Below are 21,770 nucleotides of genomic sequence, written 5' to 3'. Positions count from 1 at the left end.
TCCCGCACACCGATCCCGCACACAAGGAGAAACAGCCATGAACGACTCGACGACGACCCAGCAGTTCCTCGTGGTGGCCAACGACGAGGAGCAGTACTCGCTCTGGGACGCCGACCGGCCCGTCCCGCTCGGCTGGCACGCCCAGGGCTTCCAGGGCAGCAAGGACGAGTGCCTGGCGCACATCGACCGGGTGTGGACCGACATGCGCCCGCGCAGCGTGCGCCTGGCCTCCGCCGGCTGACCGGCGCCGAACCGATCTACGGATCCACCGATCCACCGATCCGTCGTCCCACTGATCCGCCGACCGGCGGACACCGCGGCGCCCGGCTCCCCGCCACCCGGGGGGCCGGGCGCCGCGGCGCGCGAAGGAAGGACCGAAGAACCGCCATGAATCCGCCCACGCCATCCCTGCCCCCGGCCGGGTCCGCGCAGCCGCCGCGGCGGCTGCTGCCCCTGCTCACCCTGGTGGCCGTCTCCGGCATCTCCTCCCTCGGCATCGCGATGACCCTGATCGCCGTGCCCTGGTTCGTCCTGCACAGCACCGGCAGCGGCGCCCGTACCGGCCTGGTGGCCGCGGCCGAGATGCTGGGGCTGCTGTGCTCGGCCGTGCTCGCCGGCCCCGTCGTGGACCGGCTGCCCGCGCGGGCCGTCAGCACCGGCGCCGACGTGCTGACGGCCGCGGCCCTGGCCCTGGTGCCGCTGCTGCACGCCCGGGACGCGCTGCCGCTGCCCGCCCTGATCTGCCTGGTCTTCGTCGTGGGCGCGGCGCGCGGCCCCGCCGACACCGGCAAGCAGCTCCTGCTGACCGGGGCGATGGAGAGCGCCCGGGTCACGGCGGAGCGGGCCACCAGCGCCGTGGAGGGGGCCCGCCGGGTCGGCATGATGACCGGCGCCCCGCTGGCGGGGCTGCTCATCGCCACGGCCGGACCGGTACGGACCCTGTGCGCGGACGTGGCGGCGATGCTGCTCTGCGCCCTGCTCGTGGCCCTGCTGGTGCCGGCAGGGGCCGCGGCCGGTACCGGGGGCACGGGGGCGGCCTCGTACCTCCGGGACCTGCGCACGGGCTGGACCCAGTTGCGCGGCGACCGGCTGCTGCGGGCCATGACGACCGTCCTGCTGGTCACCAACGCGCTCGACGGAGCGCTGAACGGGGTGCTCTACCCGGCGTACGGCACGCGCGTGCTGCACAGCAGCTCCCTGTTCGGGGCGATGGTGACGGCGATCGGGGCGGGCGCCCTGCTCGGCGCGGCCCTCTTCGGCTGGATCGGTCACCGAGCCCCGCGCCGGGCCCTGTTCGTGGCCGCCTTCGTGCTGGTGGGTGCGGTGCGGTGCGCCGCCCTGGCGGCCGAGCCGGCGCCCGCGGCGCTGCTGGCGCTGCTGGCCGTCTCCGGGATCGGGTCGGGGGTGGTCGGGCCGCTGATGATGTCGGTGGCGTACCAGCGGGTTCCGCAGGACGTGCGCGGGCGGGTGTTCGGGCTGCTCGTCGCCTGCGCCCTGGCGGCCACCCCGCTCGGCATGCTCGGTGCGGGTGTGCTGCTGGACCGCTGGGGGCTGACCTGGTCGCTGGTGGCGACCGGGGCGGTCTACCTGGGCGTCACGCTGGCGCCGCTGGTGCTCCGGGTGTGGCGCCAGCTGGACCCACCGGTTCCGGCCGGGCCCGAACGGGCGCCGGCCGAAAGCGCCGCTCCGGTACCCGTACCGGCAGCGAGCCATTGAATCGAACCGCTGAGAGGTTCAGACCGTTTCGAGGTGTTTTGCCGCCCCTCACCTTAACGCCAGGCAGCTTGATGAACGCTCTAGTGCAACCTGAGCGGCCTTGCGGGACGGCAGAGTTGGTTCCGCAAGGACGACGACCGGCTCGGTTCCCCCACGAGGGGGACCGCGTCACCACCAGACCACCTTCCTGGGGGGAACCCAATGCTGAAGCGCTACCTTCTCGCCGTCACCGTGACGGCTGCCGCCCTGCTCGGGCCGGCCGGCGCGGCTTCGGCCGACACCGGCCAGGACGCCCCGGCCGCCACGGCGGAGACGCACGCCCCCGCACCGCGCGTCGTGATCGTGCGGGGCACCGCCAACCCGGGGACGGAACGGGGCAAGAACCCCACCGACAGCTCCTGGGGCGGCTGACCCGCACCCCGCCTGACCAGCGGGGGCACGGACAAGGGAGGGGCCGCCTCGTCGAGGCGGCCCCTCCCTTGTCCGTTGTGCGCGCCGCCATCGGGCGCCGGCCGACGGGGCGTCTCAGCCCGCCGGCTCGCGGAGCCGGGTGAGTGCGTAGCGGGCGCCCCCGGTGAACTCGGCCCGGCGCGACCAGTACGCCGGTACGTACAGCACCTCACCGGGGCGCAGGCGGCACGCGAACGACGTGGGGCCCGGCTCGGTGGCCGCCGTGGTCCGGGTGCGGGACAGCCGCCAGGTCGCGGCGCCCGCGATCTGGTGGACCAGCAGGTGGTCGCCGCCGTCGGCGCCCGGCCGGCCCCCGTGGGCGGCGCCCCGGCCACCGTCCCCGGTGTCCACGGCGACGGTGCGGGCCGACAGCCCGGTCAGGCCGCCCAGTCCGGCGGCCAGCAGGCCCAGTTGGGCGGTCATCGACTCAGGCGCACCGGCCCCGGGCCCTTCGACGAGGGCGGGATGGTCGTACTCGGGCCACAGGATGCCGGGGGCGCGTCCGAGGTGGACCGACAGGAAGAGGCCGAGCTCGCGCAGGTGCAGCGCCGCCGGTTCGTCCACGGGGCGGGGCTCCGCCCAGCGCCCCGTGGATCCGTCGTCCGGCATGTCCATGTACCCGTCCCCTTGACTCGCGCCGATCGGCCGCCGTTCGGCGTGGGCCGCCGCCCGGCACGGCGCGCGGGCGACGGACCGTCAGCCCACGGCTCTCATCGGGGAAGCATCCGGCACGGGGCCGCGCGGGCACCAGACACGTAAGCACGTTCCCGGATTCACGCGACTGGAACTCCAGCGCGGGCCGGGGTTCACTCCTCGGGCACTTCGGCGGCGGCGAGGCCGGGGTCGGCGCCGAGCAGTCCGCGCATGGCCGCGGCGACCCCCGCCTGGAAGCGGCTGCCGGCGCCCAGTTCCTCCATGATGTCGGCGATGTGCCGGCGCGCCGTACGCAAGGACATGCCGAGCCGCCTGGCGATGGCCTCGTCCTTCAGTCCCGCGCCGAGGAGCTTGATGATCGTCTCGTGGATCTCGCGGGCCACTTCCTCCAGCCCCTGACCCGCCGCGTTGGAGAACGGCGTGGCAAGGTCCCAGGTCTGCTCGAAGATGGAGCAGAGGTAGGCCACGGTGGACGGTTCGCGGATGACCACCGCCCCCCAACTGCCGTCCTGGGCCGGGATGAAGGCCAGTTCCCGGTCGAAGACGATCAGGCGGCCGAACAGCTCGTGCGCGGTGCGGTACTCCGCGCCCAGGGCCGAGGCCGCGGCGACGTAGGCCTGGCTGGGGCCGTTGAACCGCGCGGTGTGGTGGTAGAGGCTGCGGATGGATATGCCGCGTTTGAGCATGGCTTCGTCACGACGCAGCGCTTCCTGCATGGCTTCCGGTACCCGGCTGCCGCCACCCGGCTGCGAGGTCAGCATCTCCTTGACACAGGCGTCCGAGGCCCGGTTGAGGGCGCCGCGGACGTCCTGGAGGTTCTCCAGGACCTCAAGGGACTCGCCCGTCGAACGCCGCCGGAGGTAGTGCGGTTCGAAGCGGCCGAGTTCCGCGCGGATCCCGCTGATCATCCGCTCGCGCTCGCGGATCTGCACCTCCAGCGGCGCGACGAGCTGCGACGCGGCGGTGTCCGGCGCGACGGCGAAGGCCACCGAGGTGTCGTCGGCCGCCAGGTGGAGCAGGTGGGCCCGGCGCAGCCGCTGCGTACTGCGGCGGACCTCCTCCGGGTCGCGGCCGGTCGCGGAGGCGATGGCGTCCACTTCGAGGCTCCGGTGTTCGAGTACCCATCCGTAGACGTCCAGGTCGGCGTCCTCCAGATCGGGCACCAGGTCGGAATCCACACTTGCACCATTTTGCACGTTTTACCCCGGGTCGCTTTGCTGCCAGGCATGTTGGTGAGGTGCCCGTCCCCTGGCCCCAGGATAGACAAGACGAAAGTCTGTTCCTACGGAACGCGGCGGCCCCGCCGGCCCCGTCCCGGCAAGGTCGGCAACCAGCCGGCCGGATGACGGGTATTCACCCCGGTCCACCGGTACGGCGCTTCCCGGCCGGACGGCGGGCCCGCCTCGCGCCGTGCCCACTGCCCGCCCCGCACCACCCCACACGACACCACACCACACCACACCACACCACCGGAGACCGCCGTGCCCGACACCGCCGTGAACACCGTCGCCCTCACCCCGCGCGAGCAGGAGGTCCTCGCCTACCTCGCGCAGGGGGACACGTACCGGATCATCGCCCGCCGGATGGGGCTCAGCCCGCACACCGTCGACACCTACCTGCGCCGGCTGCGCAGCAAGACCGGGGCCGTCAACCGCACCCAGCTCACCCACCTGGCGTTCCAGCTCGGCTACGGCTTCGGCTACTGAGCCGCGGCCGGTACGGGGGGCTGCCCGTCGAACTCGCGCATCCGCCGCAGCGGTGAGCACACCAGGACGAGGGGGGCCGCCGACAGCGCCGCGGCGAACAGCCACAGCGCGGTACGGACACCGAGCAACTCGCCGAGGACGCCGGCGAGCACACCGCTGACCGGCAGGACCCCCCACACCAGGAAGCGCATGGTGGCCGTCATGCGCCCGAGCAGGTGCGGCGGGCACACGGTCTGCCGGTAGGCCACCTGGCAGATGTTGTACACGGTGACTCCGGCCGACAGGACCAGCGATCCCAGCACGAACAGCGCGATGCGCCAGTCGTGCCCGGCCAGCGGCAGGAGGAGCCCGAACGGCATCGTGACCAGCAGCGACAGCCAGGTCAGCCGGGCCGCTCCGACGGCGCGCGTCAGGCGCTCCGTGGCGAGGGCGGCGAGCAGCGAGCCGACCGTGGCCGTGGTGAGCACCCAGCCGACCGCCGCGGGCCCCAGCCCCACGGTCCGGGTCAGGAAGAGGACCTCCACCGCGAAGATCCCGCTCAGGAAGAGGTTCACCGAAGCCGTGCTGAGGGCGATGAGCCGCAGGACGCGGTGCCCAAGTACGTAGCCGAGGCCCTCGCGGATGTCGCGCAGCAGGTGGCCCCGCCCGGCCGGGGCGGGTCGCTCCTCCCGCGCCGAGATCCGGCCCAGGAGGACGGCGGAGGCCAGCGAGGTGACGGCCTGCCCGGCGAGGGTGCCGACCGGGCCGAACAGCTGGACGAGGAAGCCCGCGACGCCGGGCCCGCTGAACTCGGCGGCCGAACGCACCGTCTCCAGCTTGGAGTTGCCGCTGATCAGGGTGGACTCGCCGACCAGGGAGGGCAGATAGCTCTGGTCGGCCACGTCGCCGAACAGCCGGGCGCAACCCAGTAGCAGGGCCACCGCGTACAGCAGCGGCATGGAGTGCAGGTCCAGTGCGTACGCGAGCGGCAGGGCGGTCAGCAGCACGGTCCGGGCGAGGTCGGCGGCGATCATCACGCCGCGCCGGCGCATCCGGTCGACCCACGCGCCCGCGGGCAGCCCGAGCAGCAGGAAGGCCGCCTGTTCGGCCGCGGCCAGCAGGCCGACCTCCATCGCCGAGGCGTGCAGGGTCAGGACCGCCATCAGGGGCAGGGCGACGTAGGTGATGCTGTTGCCGAGCTCGTTGCAGATGTGCGAGGACATGAACAGCCGGAAGTCGCGCCGCCGCCGGCGTTCGAGGGCGGACGGCCCGGCCGTGGGGCCGGACGGGGACATGGACGGGGATATGGACGCGGACGCTGGTTCCGCGGCGGGGACGGTCACCTGGGGGTTCCTTTTCCGGAGGGGTTCGGGGATCCGCGTCAGCGCGACGCGGCGGCCGGGGCGGGCAGCGCGGGCAGGGCCCGCGGATCGAGCTTGCCACCGGGCGTGCGGGGCAGTTCCGCCAGGAGCACCACATGGGCCGGGACCAGATGGCCCGGCACCCGGCGGGCGAGGTGGCCGCGCAGCCCCTGCGCGTCCAACGCGCTGCCCGGCACGGCCGTCACATAGGCCGCGAGCTGGGGTTCGCCCCGGTCACGCACCGCGCGGGCGACCACGTCGAGCACGTCGGGGTGGGCGGCGACGGCTGCCTCGACCTCCTTGAGCTCCACCCGGACGCCGCGGATCTTGACCTGATCGTCCGCGCGGCCGAGGAACTCCAGCGTGCCGTCGGCCGTGCACCGCACCCGGTCGCCGGTCCGGTACATGCGCTCGCCCGGCCGCGCACCGAACGGGTCGGCGACGAAGCGTTCCGAGGTCAGCGCCGGCCTGCCGTGGTAGCCGCGGGCCAGGCAGTCACCCGCGAGGTACAGCTCGCCCGCCGCGCCGGCCGGGGCCTCGGTCAGCGCCTCGTCCAGGACGTACGCCCGTACGCCGGGGAGGGGGGTGCCGAGCGGGATGACCTCGTCGCCGGTGCAGGCCGCCAGCCGCGCCGGGCCGGCCTCGAAGGAGGTGGCGGTGATCGTGGACTCGGTCAGCCCGTAGCAGCTGACCACGGGCGGGCCGCCCGCGGCCGCCCAGCGCTTGAGGTCGGCGGTGCGTCCGGCGTCGCTGCCGATGACCACCCGGCGCAGCGCCGCGGGCAGTTGCCGGGGCCGGCGCTCCACGTCCTTCGCCCACTGGGCCCAGTACGGGGTGGGCAGGTTCACCACGCTCACCCCGCGCTCGGCCAGGAACGGCTCCAGTTCGGCGGGCGAGAGGACGTTGTCCTCGACGAAGACGGCCGTGCCTCCCGTGCACCAGGTGGGCAGCGCCTCCTCCAGTGCCACGTCGAAGGCGGGCGCCGCGAACTGCAGCACCCGGTCCGCCGCGGTCAGGGCGTAACGCTCCGCCAGGACCGCACTCTGGGCGGCGAGGCCCCCGTGGGCCACCGCCACGGGTTTGGGCTGCCCGGTCGAGCCCGAGGTGAACAGCACGTAGGCGAGCGAGCCGGGATCGCACCGCACCGGCTCCGGCAGCGCCGTCCGCTCTCCTTCCTCCAGCGCCCCTTCGTTCGTGTCCGCCCAGAACAACTCGCGTCCGCAGCGCCGTTGCAGGACGGCCGCCGCGAGGTGGCCGGCGGCGACCGCGTACCGGGTGCCGGCGGCGCGGGTCAGCGTACGGAGCCGCTCGTCCGGGGCGCCCAGGTCCACCGGGAGCAGTGCGGCGCCCGCGTACCAGATGCCGAGGACGCCGACCGCCCAGTGCAGGCCGCGGCGCACACCGAGCAGCACGGTGTCCTCCGGGCCCGCGCCGGCGGCCCGCAGCTCTCGGGCCAGGGCGCGGGCCCGGCGGTCGAGCAGACGGTACGTCAGCTCGCCCTCCGGCCCGTGTGCCGCGATCGCGTCGGGGGTCAGGGCCGCCTGCCGCGCGATGCGCAGCGGTACGGGGAGCTCGGTCGGGGTCATGGTGTCTCCAGGTCGGTACGGGTGGCTCGCGGCCGGGCGGCTGGGGTGGTCGGGCGGGGTGGGCGGCCGGTCAGGCGTGGTCCCGGGCGCGCGGGCGCAGTACGGGACGGGCGGGGCGGGCGGTTCCGGCCGGGGCGGCCGCGGCGGCGGCGATCCGGACGGCCAGTCCGGCGGGGGTGGGGGTCTCGAACAGGTCCCGGATGGTCAGCTCGGCGCCGCACTCGCTGCGGATGCGGCCCATGAGCCGGGTGGCGAGCAAGGAGTGCCCGCCGTGCGCGAAGAAGTCGTCGTCCGGGCCGGCGCCGGGCAGGCCCAGCACCTCGGTGAAGATCGCGCAGACCGTCTGCTCGGCCGGGGTCGCGGGGGCGCGGCCGGCCGGACGCACCACGGTGGCCGGGTCCGGCAGGGCCTTGCGGTCGAGCTTGCCGTTGGTGGTGAGCGGGAAGGCGGCCAAGGCCAGGAACATGGCGGGGACCATGTAGTTCGGCAGGGCCAGCCCGAGGGCGGAACGCACCTCCTCGGGAGTCGGCGAGCCGGTGTAGTAGGCGATCAGCCGCTGCTGCCCGGCGTGGTCGCGGTCGACGGCGACCACCGCCTCGGTGACGCCCGGCACGCTGCGCAGCGCCGTCTCCACCTCCCCCAGCTCGATGCGGTTGCCGCGGATCTTGACCTGGTGGTCCTGGCGGCCCAGGAAGTCGAGCTGGCCGTCCGCCCGGAGCCGGGCCAGGTCGCCGGTGCGGTACATCCGGCTGCCCGGCTCGGCCGCGAACGGGTCGGGTACGTAGCGCTCGCTGGTGCGACGGGGGTCGCCCAGGTAGCCGGGGCCCACGCCCGTCCCCGCGATGAACAGTTCGCCGGGGACCCCCGGCGGCACCGGGGCGAGTCCCGGGTCGAGGATGTACAGCCGGTTGTTGCGCAGCGGCCGGCCGACGGGCAGCCGTCCGTGTTCGAGCAGCGCGCCCACGTCGTGGCCGATGAACGCGTGGGTGTTGTCGTCGGAGCACTCGGTGAGGCCGTAGGCGTTGATGATCGCCGCGTCCGGATGGCGGGCGTACCAGCGTTCGCACAGTTCCGGCGGCAGCACCTCGCCGTTGACGATGAACCAGCGCAGGCCGGGGAGTTCGGGCGGGACCGCGCCGGTGTCCCAGAGGTCGACGGCGGCGCGGACGAAGGAGGGCACCGTCTCCAGCACGGTGATGTCCCGGCGGGCGGCCTCGGCGAACAGTACGGCCGGGTCGCGGGCCGTGTCCCGGCTGACGAGGTGCACCCGGCCGCCGGTGATCAGCGGGGCGAGCATCTGCCAGACGGAGATGTCGAAGGTCAGCGGGGCGTTCATCACCACCCGGTCATCGGGCGTCAGTTCGAGGTCGTCCAGCTTGCTGAGGAGGTGGTTGTTCATGCCCCGCCGGTGCACCATGGCGCCCTTGGGCTTGCCGGTGGAGCCAGAGGTGAAGCAGACGTACGCGAGCGCGTCGGGGCCGCCTGCGAGGGGGGCGCGCGCTGCCGGGGCCGGGGCGTCGTCCGGGTCGGCCAGCACCAGGACGCGGACGGCTCCCGCGCACGCGTCGGCGATCTCCCGGGCCCGTTCCCGCTGGGCGGGTGCGGCCAGCAGCCAGCCGATCCCGCCCGCGCCGAGCAGGTCGGCGGTGCGGGCGACGGGGCCCTCGGGGTCCAGCGGTACGTAGGCGGCGCCCGCACCCAGGATGCCGAGCAGGGCGACGGGGACGGCGGCGGTGGGCTCGCTGAGGACCGCGACGAGGTCGCCGGCGCCCACGCCGGCGTCGAGCAGCCGCAGGCTGAGCGTGTCGGTGCGGGCGACGAGCCCGCCGTAGCCGATCTCCCGGCCGTGGTCGTCGGTGACGGCCGTCGCCGTCGGGTCCAGTTCCGCCTGCGCCCTTACCCGCTCGACCACTTCGGCGTAGTCCTCGTCGCGGGCGGTGTCGTTCCACTCCACCAGCACCCGGTGGCGTTCGGCGGCGGAGAGCAGGTCCAGTGCGCCGACGGGGAGGTACGGGTCCTCTACGACGGCCTCCAGGAGGCGGACCAGCCGGTCGAGCATGGCGCGGGCCTGCGCCGTGCCGAAGACGTCCGGGCGGTAGTCGATCTGGAGGCGCAGCCGGGTGCCGGGGACGGCGGTCAGGGTGAGCGGGTAGTGGGCGGCGTCGTGGGGGTCGACGCCGACGACGCGCAGGTCGCCGCCGGAGAGGGCGGCCAGTCCGTCGGCGTCGACGGGGTAGTTCTGGAAGGCCACGCAGGAGTCGAAGAGTTCCCCCGCCCCGGCGAGGCGCTGGACCTCCACGAGGCCGAGGTGGTGGTGCTCGATCAGCGCGGCCTGCTCCTCCTGGAGCCGTCCGAAGAACTCGGCGAGGGGCTCGGCGCGGTCGATGCGGACCCGCACCGGGACGGTGTTGATGCACAGCCCCACGATGTCGGCGACGCCGGGCAGCTCCGGGGAGCGGCCGCTGACGATGGCGCCGAACACCACGTCCTCGGAGCGGATCTGCTGGCCGAGGAGCAGGGCCCACGCGCCCTGGAGCACGGTGCCGGGGGTCAGCCGGTGGGCGCGGGCCAGTTCGGTGAGCCGGTCGGTGACGGTCTGCGTGAGCTCGGTCTCCACCCGGTCGGGGAGGACCGAGCCGGGGGGCACGGACGCCGGGGCCGTCCGGCTGCCGCCGGCGAGACCGGCCAGGGAGCGGCTCCAGGCGTCCCGGGCGGCCGTGGTGTCGCGGGTGGCCAGCCAGCGCAGGAAGGCGGAGTAGGGGGTGACGGGGGCGGGGGCGGGCGCGTCGGGGCCGGCGTCGTGGGCTGCGAGGAGTTCGCGGACCAGGACGGGCCAGGACCAGCCGTCCATCAGGATGTGGTGGTAGGTGAGCAGCAGCCGGTGGCTCTGCGGACCGGTGCGGATGAGGGTGAAGCGCAGCAGCGGGGGCCGGGCGAGGTCGAAGCGGCGGGCGCGGTCCTCGGCGAGGAGGGTGTCGAGGGCGCGGCCCAGGGCGGGGCCGTCGAGGGCGGAGAGGTCCTCCTCCCCCCAGGGGGCGCGGACGTCGCGCTGGACCACCTGGGCGGGTTCGCCGGAGGCGCGGCGCAGGAAGCCGGCGCGGAGGTTGGCGTGCCGGGCGAGGACGCCGTCGGCGGCGTCCCGCAACCGTCCGGCGTCGAGGGGTCCGGCGAGGTCGAGCAGCAACTGGGCCACGTAGACGTCGCGTTCGCTCTCGTCGAAGAGGGAGTGGAACAGGATGCCGTCCTGGAGCGGGGACAGCGGCAGCACGTCCTCGACGCGGGACCGGACGGAGTCGGCGGACGGCTCGGTCGGGGGGCGGTTCATGGGGTTCCTCCGTGGTGCGGGTGGGTGCGGGGTCAGTGGCCGGAGCCGGGTTCCGCCGGGCGGAGCGGGCCGGGCCGAGTGGGTCAGGCGGTCCGCGGGGCGCGCGCCGCGGCCGGTCGTCGGCCGGGGCGCGCCCCGCGGGCGGGCGGGCGGTGCGGGGTGCAAGGGCGGGAGCGCGCCGGCCTGGGCGGCCCCGCCTGGACCGGATGAGTGGGACGGGACGGGCCGGACGGTCCAGCCGGACGGTTCCGCCGGGGCCGGATGAGTCGGACGGTTCGTCAAGAACCGTTCGGCCGGGCTCCGCCGGGCGGAACGGCCGGATGGGGCAGACGGTCTGCGGGCGGGCGGTGCGGTGCGGCGCGCAAGGGCCGGGGCGCGCCGGCCTGGGCGGCCCCGCCTGGACCGGATGAGTGGGCCAGGACGGGCCGGACGGTCCAACCGGAGAGTTCCACCGGGGCCGGATCAATCGGACGGTTCGTCAAGAACCGTTCGGCCGGGCTCCGCCGGGCGGAACGGCCGGATGGGCGGTGTGGTGCGGGGTGCAAGGGCCGGGGCGGCGCCGGCCGGAACGAGATGGTCGGACGGATCGTCAGGGACGGGTCCTAACGGGACGGATAACCGGGGGACGGAATGAGTGGACGTCCGGCCGGGACAGCCCCGCCGGGACCGGACTGACGTCCGGCCGGGACGGTCCCGCCGGGGATGGTCGGACGGTCCATCAGGGACGGTTCGGATAGCCCGGGGACGGAACGGGTGGGACGGGATGAGTGGAAGTGCGGCCGGGACCGGGCGGACGGTTCAGCCGGGGTCCGGCCCGGACGGGCGACCGGTCAGCCGGGGCCGGATGAGCCGGGCGGGGCAGGTCAGGCGGTCTGCGGGCGGCGGGGGCGACGGAGTACCGGTGGGTCGTCGGCCGGGGCCGGGGCGGCTGCCGCCAGGGACGCCGCCAGCTCCGCCACCGTCGGCGCGGCGAAGAACGTACGGATGCTCACCGTGCTGCCCAGCGCGGAGCGGACCTCGGCGAGCAGCCGGGTGGCGAGCAGCGAATGGCCGCCGAGGTCGAAGAAGTTGTCGCGGACCCCGATGCGCTCGTAACCGAGGACGGACTCCCACACGGCGCACAGCGAGCGCTCGGTGCCGGTCCGCGGGGCCACGTACGCCCGGTCGGCGGCGGCGGCCGGGCCGGGAGCGGGCAGGGCGCCCGTGTCGATCTTGCCGTTGGGGGTCACCGGGAAGCGGTCCAGCAGTGTGACCGTGCCCGGCACCATGTAGTCCGGCAGGGCCGCGGCGAGGTGTTCGCGCAGTATGGCCGCGCTCGGGGCCTCGGCGCCGACGGCCGGTACGGCGTACCCGGCCAGCGCGGGTCCCGTGGGGCCGGCCACCACGGTGACGGCGGCCTGTCCCACCGCGGGGTGCGCCGCGAGGACGTTCTCGATCTCGCCCGGTTCGATGCGCAGGCCGCGGATCTTGACCTGCCGGTCGGCCCGGCCGAGGTACTCCACCTGCCCGGCCGCGTTCCAGCGGGCGCGGTCGCCCGTGCGGTACATCCGCCGCCCCGCAGGGCCGTAGGGGCAGGCCACGAAGCGTTCCGCGGTCAGCGCGGGGCGGCCCAGGTAGCCCTGCGCCAGGCCGCTGCCGGCGATGTAGAGCTCGCCGGGAACCCCCGGCGGGACGGGCTGGAGCCGGTCGTCGAGGACGTACAGCGCGGTGCCGTCCAGGGGCCGGCCGATGGGGACGCGGCCGTCGGGGACCGGCCGGCCGGGCGCGAGGGGGAAGGTGGCCGAGAAGGTGGTGGTCTCCGTCGGCCCGTACGCGTTGGTGACGGTGGTGTCGGGGCAGGCCTCGCGGACCCGGCGGACCATGGGCGGTGAGGCGGCCTCGCCGCCGGTCATCACCTCGCGCAGGGAACCGAGTTCGGGCAGGTGCGCGTCGGCCAGCACGTTGAACAGGGTGGCGGTGAGGAAGGTGCCGGTGACCTTCCGGTCGGCGATCAGCCGGGCGAGTTCCGCGACGTCCAGGTCCCCGGGCGGGGCCACCACGACGACTCCGCCGTTCAGCAGCGGCACCCACAGTTCGTAGGTGGAGGCGTCGAAGGCGTGCGGGGAGCGGAACAGCACCCGCTCGTGGGCGCCGCCGCGCCAGCGGCCGTCCCGGGCGAGGGCGACGACCTCGCGGTGCGGGACGGCGACGCCCTTGGGGGTGCCGGTGGAACCGGAGGTGTACATCACGTAGGCGAGGGCGTCGGCGTGGCCGGGGCCGCGGACGGCGGCGCGCGCGGAGCGGACGGCTTCCGTACCCGGTCCGGGCCGCAGCACCCGGCGCACGCCCAGGGCATCGGTGAGCCCGCCGTCGGGCTGCGCGGAGTCGGTGACCAGCACGGCCGCACCGGCTCCGGCCACGACCGCCGCGGAACGGGCGCGCGGAGCCCGGGCGTCCAGCGGCAGGTAGGCGGCGCCGGCCTTCAGTACGCCCAGGCAGGCGGCGATCAGCTCGACGGAGCGCTCCATCAGCACGGCGACGGCGTCGCCGGGGCGCACGCCCAGTTCCTCCAGGCGGTCGGCGATCGCCTCGGAGAGCAGGTCGAGCTCCCCGTAGGTGGCCTCGCGGTCGGCGCAGACCACGGCGGTGCGCTCGGGGTGCTCCGCGGCCCGCCGCGCGAACAGCGCGTGCACGGTGCAGTGGGGGTCCAGCGGCTGCGCGGGGCCGCCGAGGCGGCCCTCCAGCAGTTCCGCGCGCTCTTCGGGGGCCAGGACCTCCAGGGCGGCGAGCGGCGCGGCGGGTTCGCGCACGGCGGCGGCGGTCAGCCGTACCAGCCGGTCGAGGAGCGCCTGCGCGGTGGCGGCGTCGAAGAGGTCGCCCGCGTACTCCAGGGCCAGGCTGATCCCGGCGGGGGCCCCGGTGGCGGGGTCGCGCCGCTCGTCGACCTCCAGGGTCAGGTCGAACTTGGCGGTCGGGGTGCGGACCGCCTCCACCTCGACGCCGAGGCCGGGCAGTTCGGGGGCGGGGCCCGAGCCGCGCTGTCCGGCGACGGCGACCTGGAAGAGCGGGTGCCGGGACGCGGAGCGGGCCGGGTTCAGCCGTTCGACCAGGGCCTCGAAGGGGACGTCCGGATGGGCCCGGGCGTCCAGGACCGCGTCGCGCACCCGGTCGAGCAGTTCTTCGAACGCCGGGTCGCCGGACGTGTCGGCGCGGACCACGAGGGTGTGCACGAAGAGGCCGATGACATCGTCCAGCGCCTCGTCCTCCCGCCCGTCGACGGGGCAGCCCAGCGGCAGGTCGGTGCCCGCGCCGAGCCGGGTGAGCAGGGCGGCGAAGGCGGCCTGGACGGCCATGAACGGGGTGGCCCGCCGGGCCTGGGCGAGGTCCGCGAGCGCGGTGTGCAGGGCGGGGTCGAGGTACGCGGTCACCAGCGCCCCGCGGTGGGAGGCGACGGGCGGCCGCGGCCGGTCGGTCGGCAGCTCCAGCTCCTCGGGCAGTCCTTCCAGGGTGCGGGTCCAGTGGGCGAGCTGCCGGGCGTGCAGCGACCGCGGATCGGCCGCGTCCCCGAGCAGTTCCCGCTGCCAGATCGCGAAGTCCGGGTACTGGAGCGTCAGTTCGGGCCACTCCGGTTCCTGGTGGCGGACCCGGGCGGTGTAGGCGGCGGCGAGGTCCCGGATCAGGATGTCCACGGACCGGCCGTCCCCGGCGATGTGGTGCAGGACGAGCAGCAGGTAGTGGTCCTCGTCCCCGTGGGCGAACAGGTGGGCGCGCAGCGGGATGTGGGCCGTGAGGTCGAACGGCCGGCGCAGGGCCGCGGCGACGAGCCGCTCGCGCTCCCCCGTGGTGCAGGGGACCACGGGCAGGCCGGGCGCGGCGGTTCCGGCGGCGAGGACCTCCTGCCGGGGGCGGCCCTCCTCGTCCGGGAAGAGCGTACGGAGCGCTTCGTGCCGGTCCGTGACGTCCGCCAGGGCGCCGCCGAGCGCCGCACGGTCGAGCGTGCCGCGCAGCCGCAGCCCTACGGGGATGCTGTATTGCGCGCCGTCCGCGCCGTCGCGGCCGAGGAACCACAGCCGCTGCTGGGCGTGGGACAGAGGGATCACAGCAGTTCTCCGAGCTGGGATTCGAAGGTGTCGAGGTCCGCTTGGCTGATGTCGGCCAGCGACACGTCGGACGGGGTCAGTCCGGCCGCGCCGGGCCGGGCGGTGTAGCGGGCGAGGGCCCGCAGCATGGCGAACCACTCCTCGGCGAGGGCGCGGACCCGGGCCCCGGGGTAGGCGTTGCCGGCCCAGGTCCAGGTGGCGCTGAGGGTCAGTCCGTCGGGTCCCTCGTGGGCGGCCGCGTTGACCTCGACGGCATGGGCCATGGGGAAGCCCTCGTCCGCGTCGTCCAGGGCGAAGGCGTGCCCGGGGGCGGCGGACCAGTCCCCGGCGTCGCCCATCGGGAACCGGCCGAGGTAGTTGAAGCCGATCTCGGGGATGCCGCGCCGGGCGAGTCCCGGGCCGGTGTGCGAGTTGAGGTGGCGCAGCAGCCCGAAGCCGATGCCCTTGTCGGGGACGGCCCGCAGCTCCTCCTTGACCAGCCGCAGGGCGGCGCCCAGGGCGGGGCCGGCGGCGCGGGCGTCGGCGGGGTCGGTCCGTCCCAGGTCGAGGCGGACCGGGTAGACGGTGGTGAACCAGCCGACGGTGCGGGACAGGTCGAGCCCGTCGACCACGTCCTCCCGGCCGTGCCCCTCCACGTCGACGAGGACCCGGCCGCCGGCGGGGTCGTGGGCGGCGTCCGCCCCGGTGCCGCCGGGCAGTGCGCGGCGCCAGCTCAGCACCGCCAGGGCCAGCGCGGTCAGCAGGACGTCGTTGACGGTGCCGTTGACCAGGCCGGGGGCGGCCGTCAGCAGGGGGCCGGTGAACTCCGGCGGCAGGGTGAGCACATGGGTGTGCTGCGGGGTCTCGGCATCGAGGCCACCGGCTTCGCGCACCCCGGCCAGCGGGGCGGGGGCCGGGCTCAGCACGTCGTCCCAGCGGGCGGCTTCGGCCATCCGGCGGCCCGAGGTGGCTTCGGCGCGCAGCAGGTCCGCCCAGTGGGCGAACGGGGTGTGCACCGCGTCGGGTGCCGGGGCGGCGCCCGCGGCCAGGGCGGCCCAGCAGCCGCGCAGGTCGTCCTGGAGGATGCGCCAGGACACCCCGTCGACGGCCAGGTGGTGGACGACCAGGGCGAGGCGTCCCTGCCGTTCGGGGCCGCGGTCGAGCAGTACGGCCCGCAGCACGGCCCCGTCCCGGGGCGAGAGCAGTCCGCGCGCGGTCCGCATGTGCCGGCGCATCAGGGCGGGCAGGTCCCCGTCCGCGACGGTGCGGGCGTCCACCCGATCGACCAGCCCGGCGGCGGCCACCGTCCCGGGTTCGGGGATCTCGGCCGCCGGCACCGGCGTCGCGAGGCCTTCGGGCAGCCGCAGCCGCAGGACGTCGTGGGTGTCGAGCAGGGCCTGTACGACACGTTCCGCCGCCGGGGCGTCGAAGCCCGCCGGCGTCCGGACCACGAGCGACTGGTGGTAGCTGTCGACGGGTCCGTCCAGCTCGCCGAGCCACTCCATGATCGGGGTGGGGGCGAGCGGGCCGAAGCGGCGCGGCGGCGCCACCGGCCCGCGCTGCCGGCGGGCCCGGTCGTCCGTGCGGGCCGCGGCGGCGAGGGCGCGGACGCTCTCGCTGCGCAGCACCTCGCGGGTGGTGACGACCAGGCCGGCCAGGCGGGCCCGGCTGACGACCTGGATGGCCTGGATGCTGTCGCCGCCGAGGCCGGTGAAGCTCTGCCCGGGGTCGACCGCTGGCAGGCCCAGGACTTCCGCGAACAGCGTGCGGAGGGTGGTTTCGCGGGCGGTCACCGGGGGGCGTTCCCGGAGAGGGCGGCGACCAGCGAGGCCGGCCGCATGTCGGTCCAGTTCTGCTCGACGTAGTCCAGGCAGCTCTGGCGCCCGTCGGGGCCGTGCACCAGGGTCCAGCCCGCGGGGACGGGCTGCGCGGCGGGCCACAGGGAGTGCTGGAGCTGCTCGTTGCGCAGGACGGTGTAGGACGCCTGGTCGTTCTCGAAGGGGTTGCTCATGGGAAGTCACCTCAAGGTGTGCGGGTTTCGGAAGGGAGGGGGAACTGCGGGGGCGGGCCGGCCGCCTTCTACGGACGGGGCGCGGGGCCCACGGACAGGCGCACCAGGCTCCGGGCCGCGTCCAGGGCCTCGGTGACCCGGTGCGGCTCGGCGTCCCGGGCGATGAGGTACCCGAGCCGGTCGCCGGCGTGCTGCGCGCGCCGTACGGGGGTGCCGGGGGCGGCGGTGACCGTGACGGCCTCGACGCCCTCGGTCCGGGCCGCCGCCGCGGTGCCTTCGACGGCCTCCAGGACCCCGTCGGCGTCGGCGAGCAGGAACTGGATGCCCGCGTGGCCCTCGTACGCGGGTTTCAGCTCGGGCGGCAGTCCGACGGCCACCCGCAGCTGCTGTTCCAGCAGCCGTACTCCGGTGGCGAGCCGGACCAGTTCGGGGATCATGCCGCCGGCCAGCCGGGGGTTGATCTCGATGACCGCCGGCCCTTCGGGGGTCAGTTTGACCTCGGTGTGGGTGGCGCCGAGGCGGACGCCGGCCGCTTCGAGTGCCGCGGTCACGGTCTCGGTGATCTGCTGCGCCACCCCGGCCGGGAGCGGCGCGGGGAACAGGTGGCGGTGCTCCACGAAGTGCGGGCCGCCCGTGACGGACTTGGCCGTGATGCCGACGCACTCGGTGCGCCCGTCCCAGGTGAACATCTCCACGCTGTACTCCGGCCCGTCGAGGTACTCCTCGACCAGGACGGTGCCCGCGGTCGGCATGCCGCGGACGTTGGTGGTGACGGCGAGGAGCCGGGCGGCCTGGGCGGCGGCGGCGGCTTCGTCGGCGCAGAGCAGGACGCCGGTGGAGCCGGAGTCGTCGGCGGGCTTGACCACGCAGGGCAGTCCGGTGCGGGCCACGGCGTCGGCGGTCTGCGCCGGGTCCCGGACGATCGCGTACCTCGGCTGGCGCACACCGGCGGTGTCCAGCGCGGCGCGCAGGGCGGACTTGTCGCGGCAGACGGCCATCGCCCGCTCCGGGTTGCCGGGCAGGCCGAGCCAGCGGGCCAGGGCCGCCACGGCCGGTACGTAGAAGTCGCTGGTGGTGGTGACGCCGGCGATCTCCTCGCGGCGGAAGCGCTCCTGGACCGCCGTGCGCAGCGCGACCGCCGAGTTGGTGTCGCAGCGCACCACCTCGGCGCCGGTGGCGTCGAGCCCCCGGTAGCGGTCGGGGTCCCCGGTCAGCAGGACCGGTACGCAGCCGGTCTCCCGGGCCAGGTCCAGGGCCAGCATGCCGGTGCCGGTGGTGTTGGACTCCACGAACAGCAGGTGGCGCCGGATCCCGGCGGGCGCCTCGTACTCCCGGCGCGACCAGGTGTGCGCGGTCGCCCCGGCGGGGACGGCGGCCGGCCGGGTGGCGCGCGGCACCTCCCGCAGGGCGTGGGCGGCCCAGTGCGCTTCGTCGTACACGGTGTCGGCGTAGCGGTCGCCGCGGTCGGGCAGGATGCCAACGATACGGGTGCCCGGCTCGGCCCGCTCCGCGAGGTCGCCCAGCACCCGGTAGACGGACCCGGAGGTGTTGCCGCCGAAGATCTGCTGCTCGCGGGCCAGGTCCCAGGCGGCCGCGAAGGCCTCGTGGTCGTTGAGCCAGTGCACCTCGTCCACGAGCGGGCGGTCGAGGTTGGCCGGCAGCAGGCTGTTGCCCAGTCCGCTCTGCAGCCGCTGGGGTACGTCGGGCTGGCCGAAGAGGGCGCTGCCGACGCAGTCGACGCCGACCACCCGCAGTCCGGGCAGGGTCTCCTTGACCGCGCGGGCCGTACCGCACAGCGAACCGCCGCTGCCGACCGCCCCGGCCAGGACGTGGAACTCGCCCAGGTCCTCGATGAGTTCGGCGGCCAGCCCGCGGTAGGCGCCGGGGTTGTCGGGGTTGGTGTACTGCTGGGGCCAGAAGGCGCCCGGCAGTTCGCGCATCAGCTCGGCGAGCCGTTCCAGGCGGGCGCTCTGCCAGCCGTGGCTGGTCATCGCCTCGACGACGTGCACCCGGCAGCCCAGGGCGCGCAGTTTGGCGAGGGTGACGGGGTCGATGCGGGGGTCGGTGACGATGTGCACCTCGTGGCCGAGCGCCCGGCCGACCAGTGCCACGCCGAGGGCCATGGTGCCGGAGGAGCTCTCGATGACGGGGGCTCCGGGGGCGAGGACGCCGAGCCGGCGGGCCTCGAAGAGGATGTTGCGGGCGACGCGGTCCTTCATGGCGAACAGGTTCTGCAGTTCCAGCTTGGCGTAGACCTGCACCCCGCGTGCCTCGCCCAGGCGGAGCCGGACCAGCGGGGTCCGGCCTATCGCGTCGGTGATGGTGTCGTACAGCATGGTCAGGTCTCCAGCTCGGGAAGTCGGTCGGGAGCGGTGGTGCCCGCCGCGGGCGTGGCGGGCGGTTCCGCCGCGGGCTCGCCGGGGGCCGGGGTCCAGCGGTCGCCGGCGCCGAGCGAGCGGTGTACGGACACCTCCCCGCCGAGCGGGGCGCAGGCGGTCCGGATCCGGTCGGTCTTCGCGGACAGCTCCGGGTCGGCCGCGTCCAGGAGGACGCCGAGCATGGTGCCGCTGTGGGCGAGCACCAGCCCGAGGCCGTCGACCTCGCGGCACACGGCACGCAGGTCGCGGAAGCCGGAGCGGGGCCGCCGGGCGGCGTTCATCTCGGCGCTGCGGGTGGCGACGGCGCCGACCTCGGGCAGGTCCGCGGCGGCGATCGCGGCGGCGAGCCGGTCCAGCAGCCGGGCGTACTCCTGCCGTTCGTCCGGGCCGATCGTCCGGGCCCGGAGGTTGTGGGCGACCGTGTCGACCTGTCCGCCCTCGTCATGGGCGACGACGGCGAGCGGCGGCAGGACTCCGAGCCGGCGGCGCAGCCGCACCTCACGGTGGTGGAAGGCGACGATCTCGTCGTACATCACCCCGTCGGCCGGTTCGATGCCGCGCAGGAACGCCTCGGTGCGGTCCGGGCCGAAGGAGCGCCCGAAGGCGGCCCCGACGGCCCGCACGGTGGCCACCAGGTCGGCGGAGGAACTGGCCAGCCCCTTGCCCTCGGGCAGTCCGCCGCCGATCTCCAGCAGACCGCCGCCCTCGACGCCGAGCGAGGCGAGGACCACCTCGGCGACGCGCCGGGACTTGCCCTTGTGGGCGGGGTGGACGCGCACGCCGCGCTGTCCGGGCCGGTGGTGGAAGGTGGCGGTGGCCCAGCGGGCCAGTGGGAAGGTGACCAGGAAGTCCCCGTCGGGCTCGGGCAGCGCGCCTTGGAGCAGTTCGCCGAACGTGCCGAAGGCGTGGCCGACGGCGGGTGCGGGCGGGCCGGGTTCAGTGCCCGGACTGTACGTCGTTGCCGACAGCATCGCTGCCCTCCTCCGTTCCGGTCGTGCGGTCCTGCGCCGGGGCCGCTCCGTACAGCGCCCGGTCCCGCTCCTCGGCTCCGGCGCGCACGGCGCGGGCCCGCCGCGCCCAGTCGGCGCGCAGCAGCTCCAGCTCGTCCTGCTGGGCCTCCAGCAGTTCGCGTACGGAGGCGGGGCGGGCGGAGCCGGCCGAGACCATGCGTTCCAGCCCGAGGTCCACGTCGAAGGCGGCGGCGAGCAGGGCCTTCGGGGTGGCGAGGACGACGCCGTGGGCGGCGGCGGCCTCGGCCAGCAGGCCGGGTTCCCCCGGTGCGGGGGCGGCGCCGGCCGCCGCGGCGAGCACGATGTACTTGCCGGCGATCACCTGCGCGGTGCGCCAGGGCACCTGCTCGGTCAGGGTGAGGGAGTTGGCCAGGCTGAAACCGCCGAGGAACTCGCGCTCGCACCCGGCGCGCATCGCGTCGGGGCGGAAGGACAGCCGGCGCAGCACCTCGGTGAGCAGGCGGACGGTGCCGTGCGCCGAGTCGAAGGCGTTCAGCAGATGGGTGCCGGCCTCCTTGGAGACCTCGACCAGATTGCAGAAGGGGGTGTTGCGCTGGCCGAGCAGCACGTCGAGGTGGAAGGCGGCCAGGTGCGCGGTGCGCCCCCGGATGCGTTCCAGCACCGGGTAGTTCTTCTTCTGCGGCATGGCGGAGGAGATGCCGGACAGTTCGTCGGGCAGCTCGATGAAGCCGTATTCGCTGCTGCCCCAGGTGAGCAGGTCGGTGGTGAAGCGGCTGAGCGCGGTGCCGAGGAGGCTGAGTTCCGCGGTGAGTTCGGCGCTCCAGCGGCGCGAGGCGACCGCGGTCAGGGCGTGCGGCTGCGGCCGGGAGAAGCCGAGCAGCCGGGCCATCCGGTCGCGGTCCCAGGGCAGTTCCTGCCCGGCCATGGCGCCGGCGCCCAGTGGGCAGGCGTCGATGCCGTCGTACGTCTGCACCAGTCGGCGCTGGGTGTGCAGGAGGTGTTCGGCGACCGCGGCCAGGTAGAAGCCGGGGGTGATGACCTGCGCGGCCTGGAAGTGCGTGTAGCCGGGCATCGGCAGTTCACAGGTGGCTTCCGCCAGCTGTGCGGTCACCGCGCTGAGTTCCAGCAGGGCCTCGGCGAACCGGCTGAGCTGGTCGCGTCCGTACATCACCTGGGCGCAGGACTGGAGGTCGTTGCGGCTGCGGTCCACGTGCCAGCGGACGACCGGGCGGGGCAGTCCGGCCTCCACGTGGCGTTCGAGGGCGAAGGCGATGTCCGACATGTTGGCGCCGGGTTCGGCGGTGAGGGTGCCGGCTCCCACCCCGTCCAGCCGGGCCGCGATGTCCCGGGCCTCGTCGGTGGTGACCAGGTCCATCCGGGCGTACTCGGCGGTGAGGGTCTTCTCGATGGCGACGTAGTGGTGCAGCAGGTGGCGGGATTCGAACCTGAACTGCGGGTCGAGCACCTCGTCGTGCAGCAGTTCGCTCGGGCCGCTGCGGATGCGGCCGCTGAGCGCGGCGGTGGGTCCCGGGACTTCGCTCGTCACGTGGTGTTCCGTTCTGGTCTGGTGCGGTG

At 75.1% G+C, this 21,770-nt stretch carries 15 protein-coding genes; 4 read left to right on the top strand and 11 right to left on the bottom strand.

The genetic code is table 11. The features are described from left to right. Nucleotides 1-37: 37 nt before the first annotated feature. The 3 genes from ACZ4M3_RS02730 to ACZ4M3_RS02720 all read left to right on the top strand — a co-directional run bounded on the left by ACZ4M3_RS02730 (nt 38) and on the right by ACZ4M3_RS02720 (nt 2,127). The gene (locus tag ACZ4M3_RS02730; RefSeq protein WP_467729494.1) at nt 38-241 is read left to right on the top strand and encodes an MbtH family protein; all 204 of its coding nucleotides are present in this window, start codon (nt 38-40) and stop codon (nt 239-241) included. Between the two features lie 146 nt (nt 242-387). Then, nucleotides 388-1,716, top strand: coding sequence for an MFS transporter (locus ACZ4M3_RS02725; protein WP_467729492.1), 1,329 nt, complete (start codon nt 388-390; stop codon nt 1,714-1,716). 201 nt (nt 1,717-1,917) lie between these two features. Continuing rightward, nucleotides 1,918-2,127, top strand: coding sequence for a hypothetical protein (locus ACZ4M3_RS02720; RefSeq protein WP_467729490.1), 210 nt, complete (start codon nt 1,918-1,920; stop codon nt 2,125-2,127). A gap of 114 nt (nt 2,128-2,241) precedes the next feature. On the opposite strand, the gene ACZ4M3_RS02715 is transcribed toward ACZ4M3_RS02720, so the two are convergent. Next, entirely contained in the window at nt 2,242-2,781 is a 540-nt protein-coding gene (locus ACZ4M3_RS02715; protein WP_467729488.1) for a hypothetical protein, read from the bottom strand. A gap of 191 nt (nt 2,782-2,972) precedes the next feature. Beyond that, on the bottom strand, nt 2,973-3,998 hold the full coding sequence (locus ACZ4M3_RS02710) for a LuxR C-terminal-related transcriptional regulator (protein WP_467729486.1): 1,026 nt from the start codon (nt 3,996-3,998) through the stop codon (nt 2,973-2,975). A 303-nt stretch (nt 3,999-4,301) separates the two neighbouring features. Between ACZ4M3_RS02710 and ACZ4M3_RS02705 the strand changes: the two genes are divergently transcribed. After that, on the top strand, nt 4,302-4,526 hold the full coding sequence (locus tag ACZ4M3_RS02705) for a response regulator transcription factor (protein ID WP_467729484.1): 225 nt from the start codon (nt 4,302-4,304) through the stop codon (nt 4,524-4,526). On the opposite strand, the gene ACZ4M3_RS02700 is transcribed toward ACZ4M3_RS02705, so the two are convergent. The 9 genes from ACZ4M3_RS02700 to ACZ4M3_RS02660 form a co-directional block, all read right to left on the bottom strand. Continuing rightward, nucleotides 4,520-5,848: an MFS transporter gene (locus tag ACZ4M3_RS02700; RefSeq protein WP_467729482.1), complete on the bottom strand. Its 1,329-nt coding sequence runs from the start codon at nt 5,846-5,848 to the stop codon at nt 4,520-4,522. The two genes, ACZ4M3_RS02705 and ACZ4M3_RS02700, sit on opposite strands and share 7 nt — an antisense overlap. 38 nt (nt 5,849-5,886) lie before the next feature. Then, a complete protein-coding gene (locus tag ACZ4M3_RS02695; RefSeq protein WP_467729481.1) occupies nt 5,887-7,452 on the bottom strand; it encodes an amino acid adenylation domain-containing protein in 1,566 nt (521 codons plus the stop codon). Between the two features lie 70 nt (nt 7,453-7,522). After that, nucleotides 7,523-10,777: a non-ribosomal peptide synthetase gene (locus ACZ4M3_RS02690; protein WP_467729479.1), complete on the bottom strand. Its 3,255-nt coding sequence runs from the start codon at nt 10,775-10,777 to the stop codon at nt 7,523-7,525. 863 nt (nt 10,778-11,640) lie between these two features. Beyond that, nucleotides 11,641-14,856: a non-ribosomal peptide synthetase gene (locus tag ACZ4M3_RS02685; protein WP_467729477.1), complete on the bottom strand. Its 3,216-nt coding sequence runs from the start codon at nt 14,854-14,856 to the stop codon at nt 11,641-11,643. After that, nucleotides 14,853-16,628: a condensation domain-containing protein gene (locus tag ACZ4M3_RS02680; protein ID WP_467729475.1), complete on the bottom strand. Its 1,776-nt coding sequence runs from the start codon at nt 16,626-16,628 to the stop codon at nt 14,853-14,855. The genes ACZ4M3_RS02685 and ACZ4M3_RS02680 overlap by 4 nt, the downstream gene beginning before the upstream one ends. Further along, nucleotides 16,625-16,846 carry an MbtH family protein gene (locus tag ACZ4M3_RS02675; RefSeq protein WP_453355410.1) on the bottom strand — a complete coding sequence of 74 codons (222 nt, stop codon included), beginning with the start codon at nt 16,844-16,846 and terminating at the stop codon, nt 16,625-16,627. Before ACZ4M3_RS02675 ends, ACZ4M3_RS02680 begins: the two co-directional genes overlap by 4 nt. A gap of 68 nt (nt 16,847-16,914) precedes the next feature. Continuing rightward, nucleotides 16,915-19,182 carry a pyridoxal-phosphate dependent enzyme gene (locus ACZ4M3_RS02670; protein ID WP_467729473.1) on the bottom strand — a complete coding sequence of 756 codons (2,268 nt, stop codon included), beginning with the start codon at nt 19,180-19,182 and terminating at the stop codon, nt 16,915-16,917. Between the two features lie 2 nt (nt 19,183-19,184). Beyond that, a complete protein-coding gene (locus ACZ4M3_RS02665) occupies nt 19,185-20,195 on the bottom strand; it encodes a GHMP family kinase ATP-binding protein (protein WP_467729471.1) in 1,011 nt (336 codons plus the stop codon). Continuing rightward, nucleotides 20,161-21,741 (bottom strand): lyase family protein, encoded by a 1,581-nt coding sequence (locus ACZ4M3_RS02660; RefSeq protein WP_467729469.1) that lies wholly within the window; start codon nt 21,739-21,741, stop codon nt 20,161-20,163. Before ACZ4M3_RS02660 ends, ACZ4M3_RS02665 begins: the two co-directional genes overlap by 35 nt. Between the last annotated feature and the right edge of the window lie 29 nt (nt 21,742-21,770).

The sequence above is a fragment of the Streptomyces sp. NPDC026522 genome, from assembly GCF_055567555.1.
Note: the sequence above shows the minus strand (reverse complement) of the source record. Positions and strands in the feature narration are given on the sequence as shown.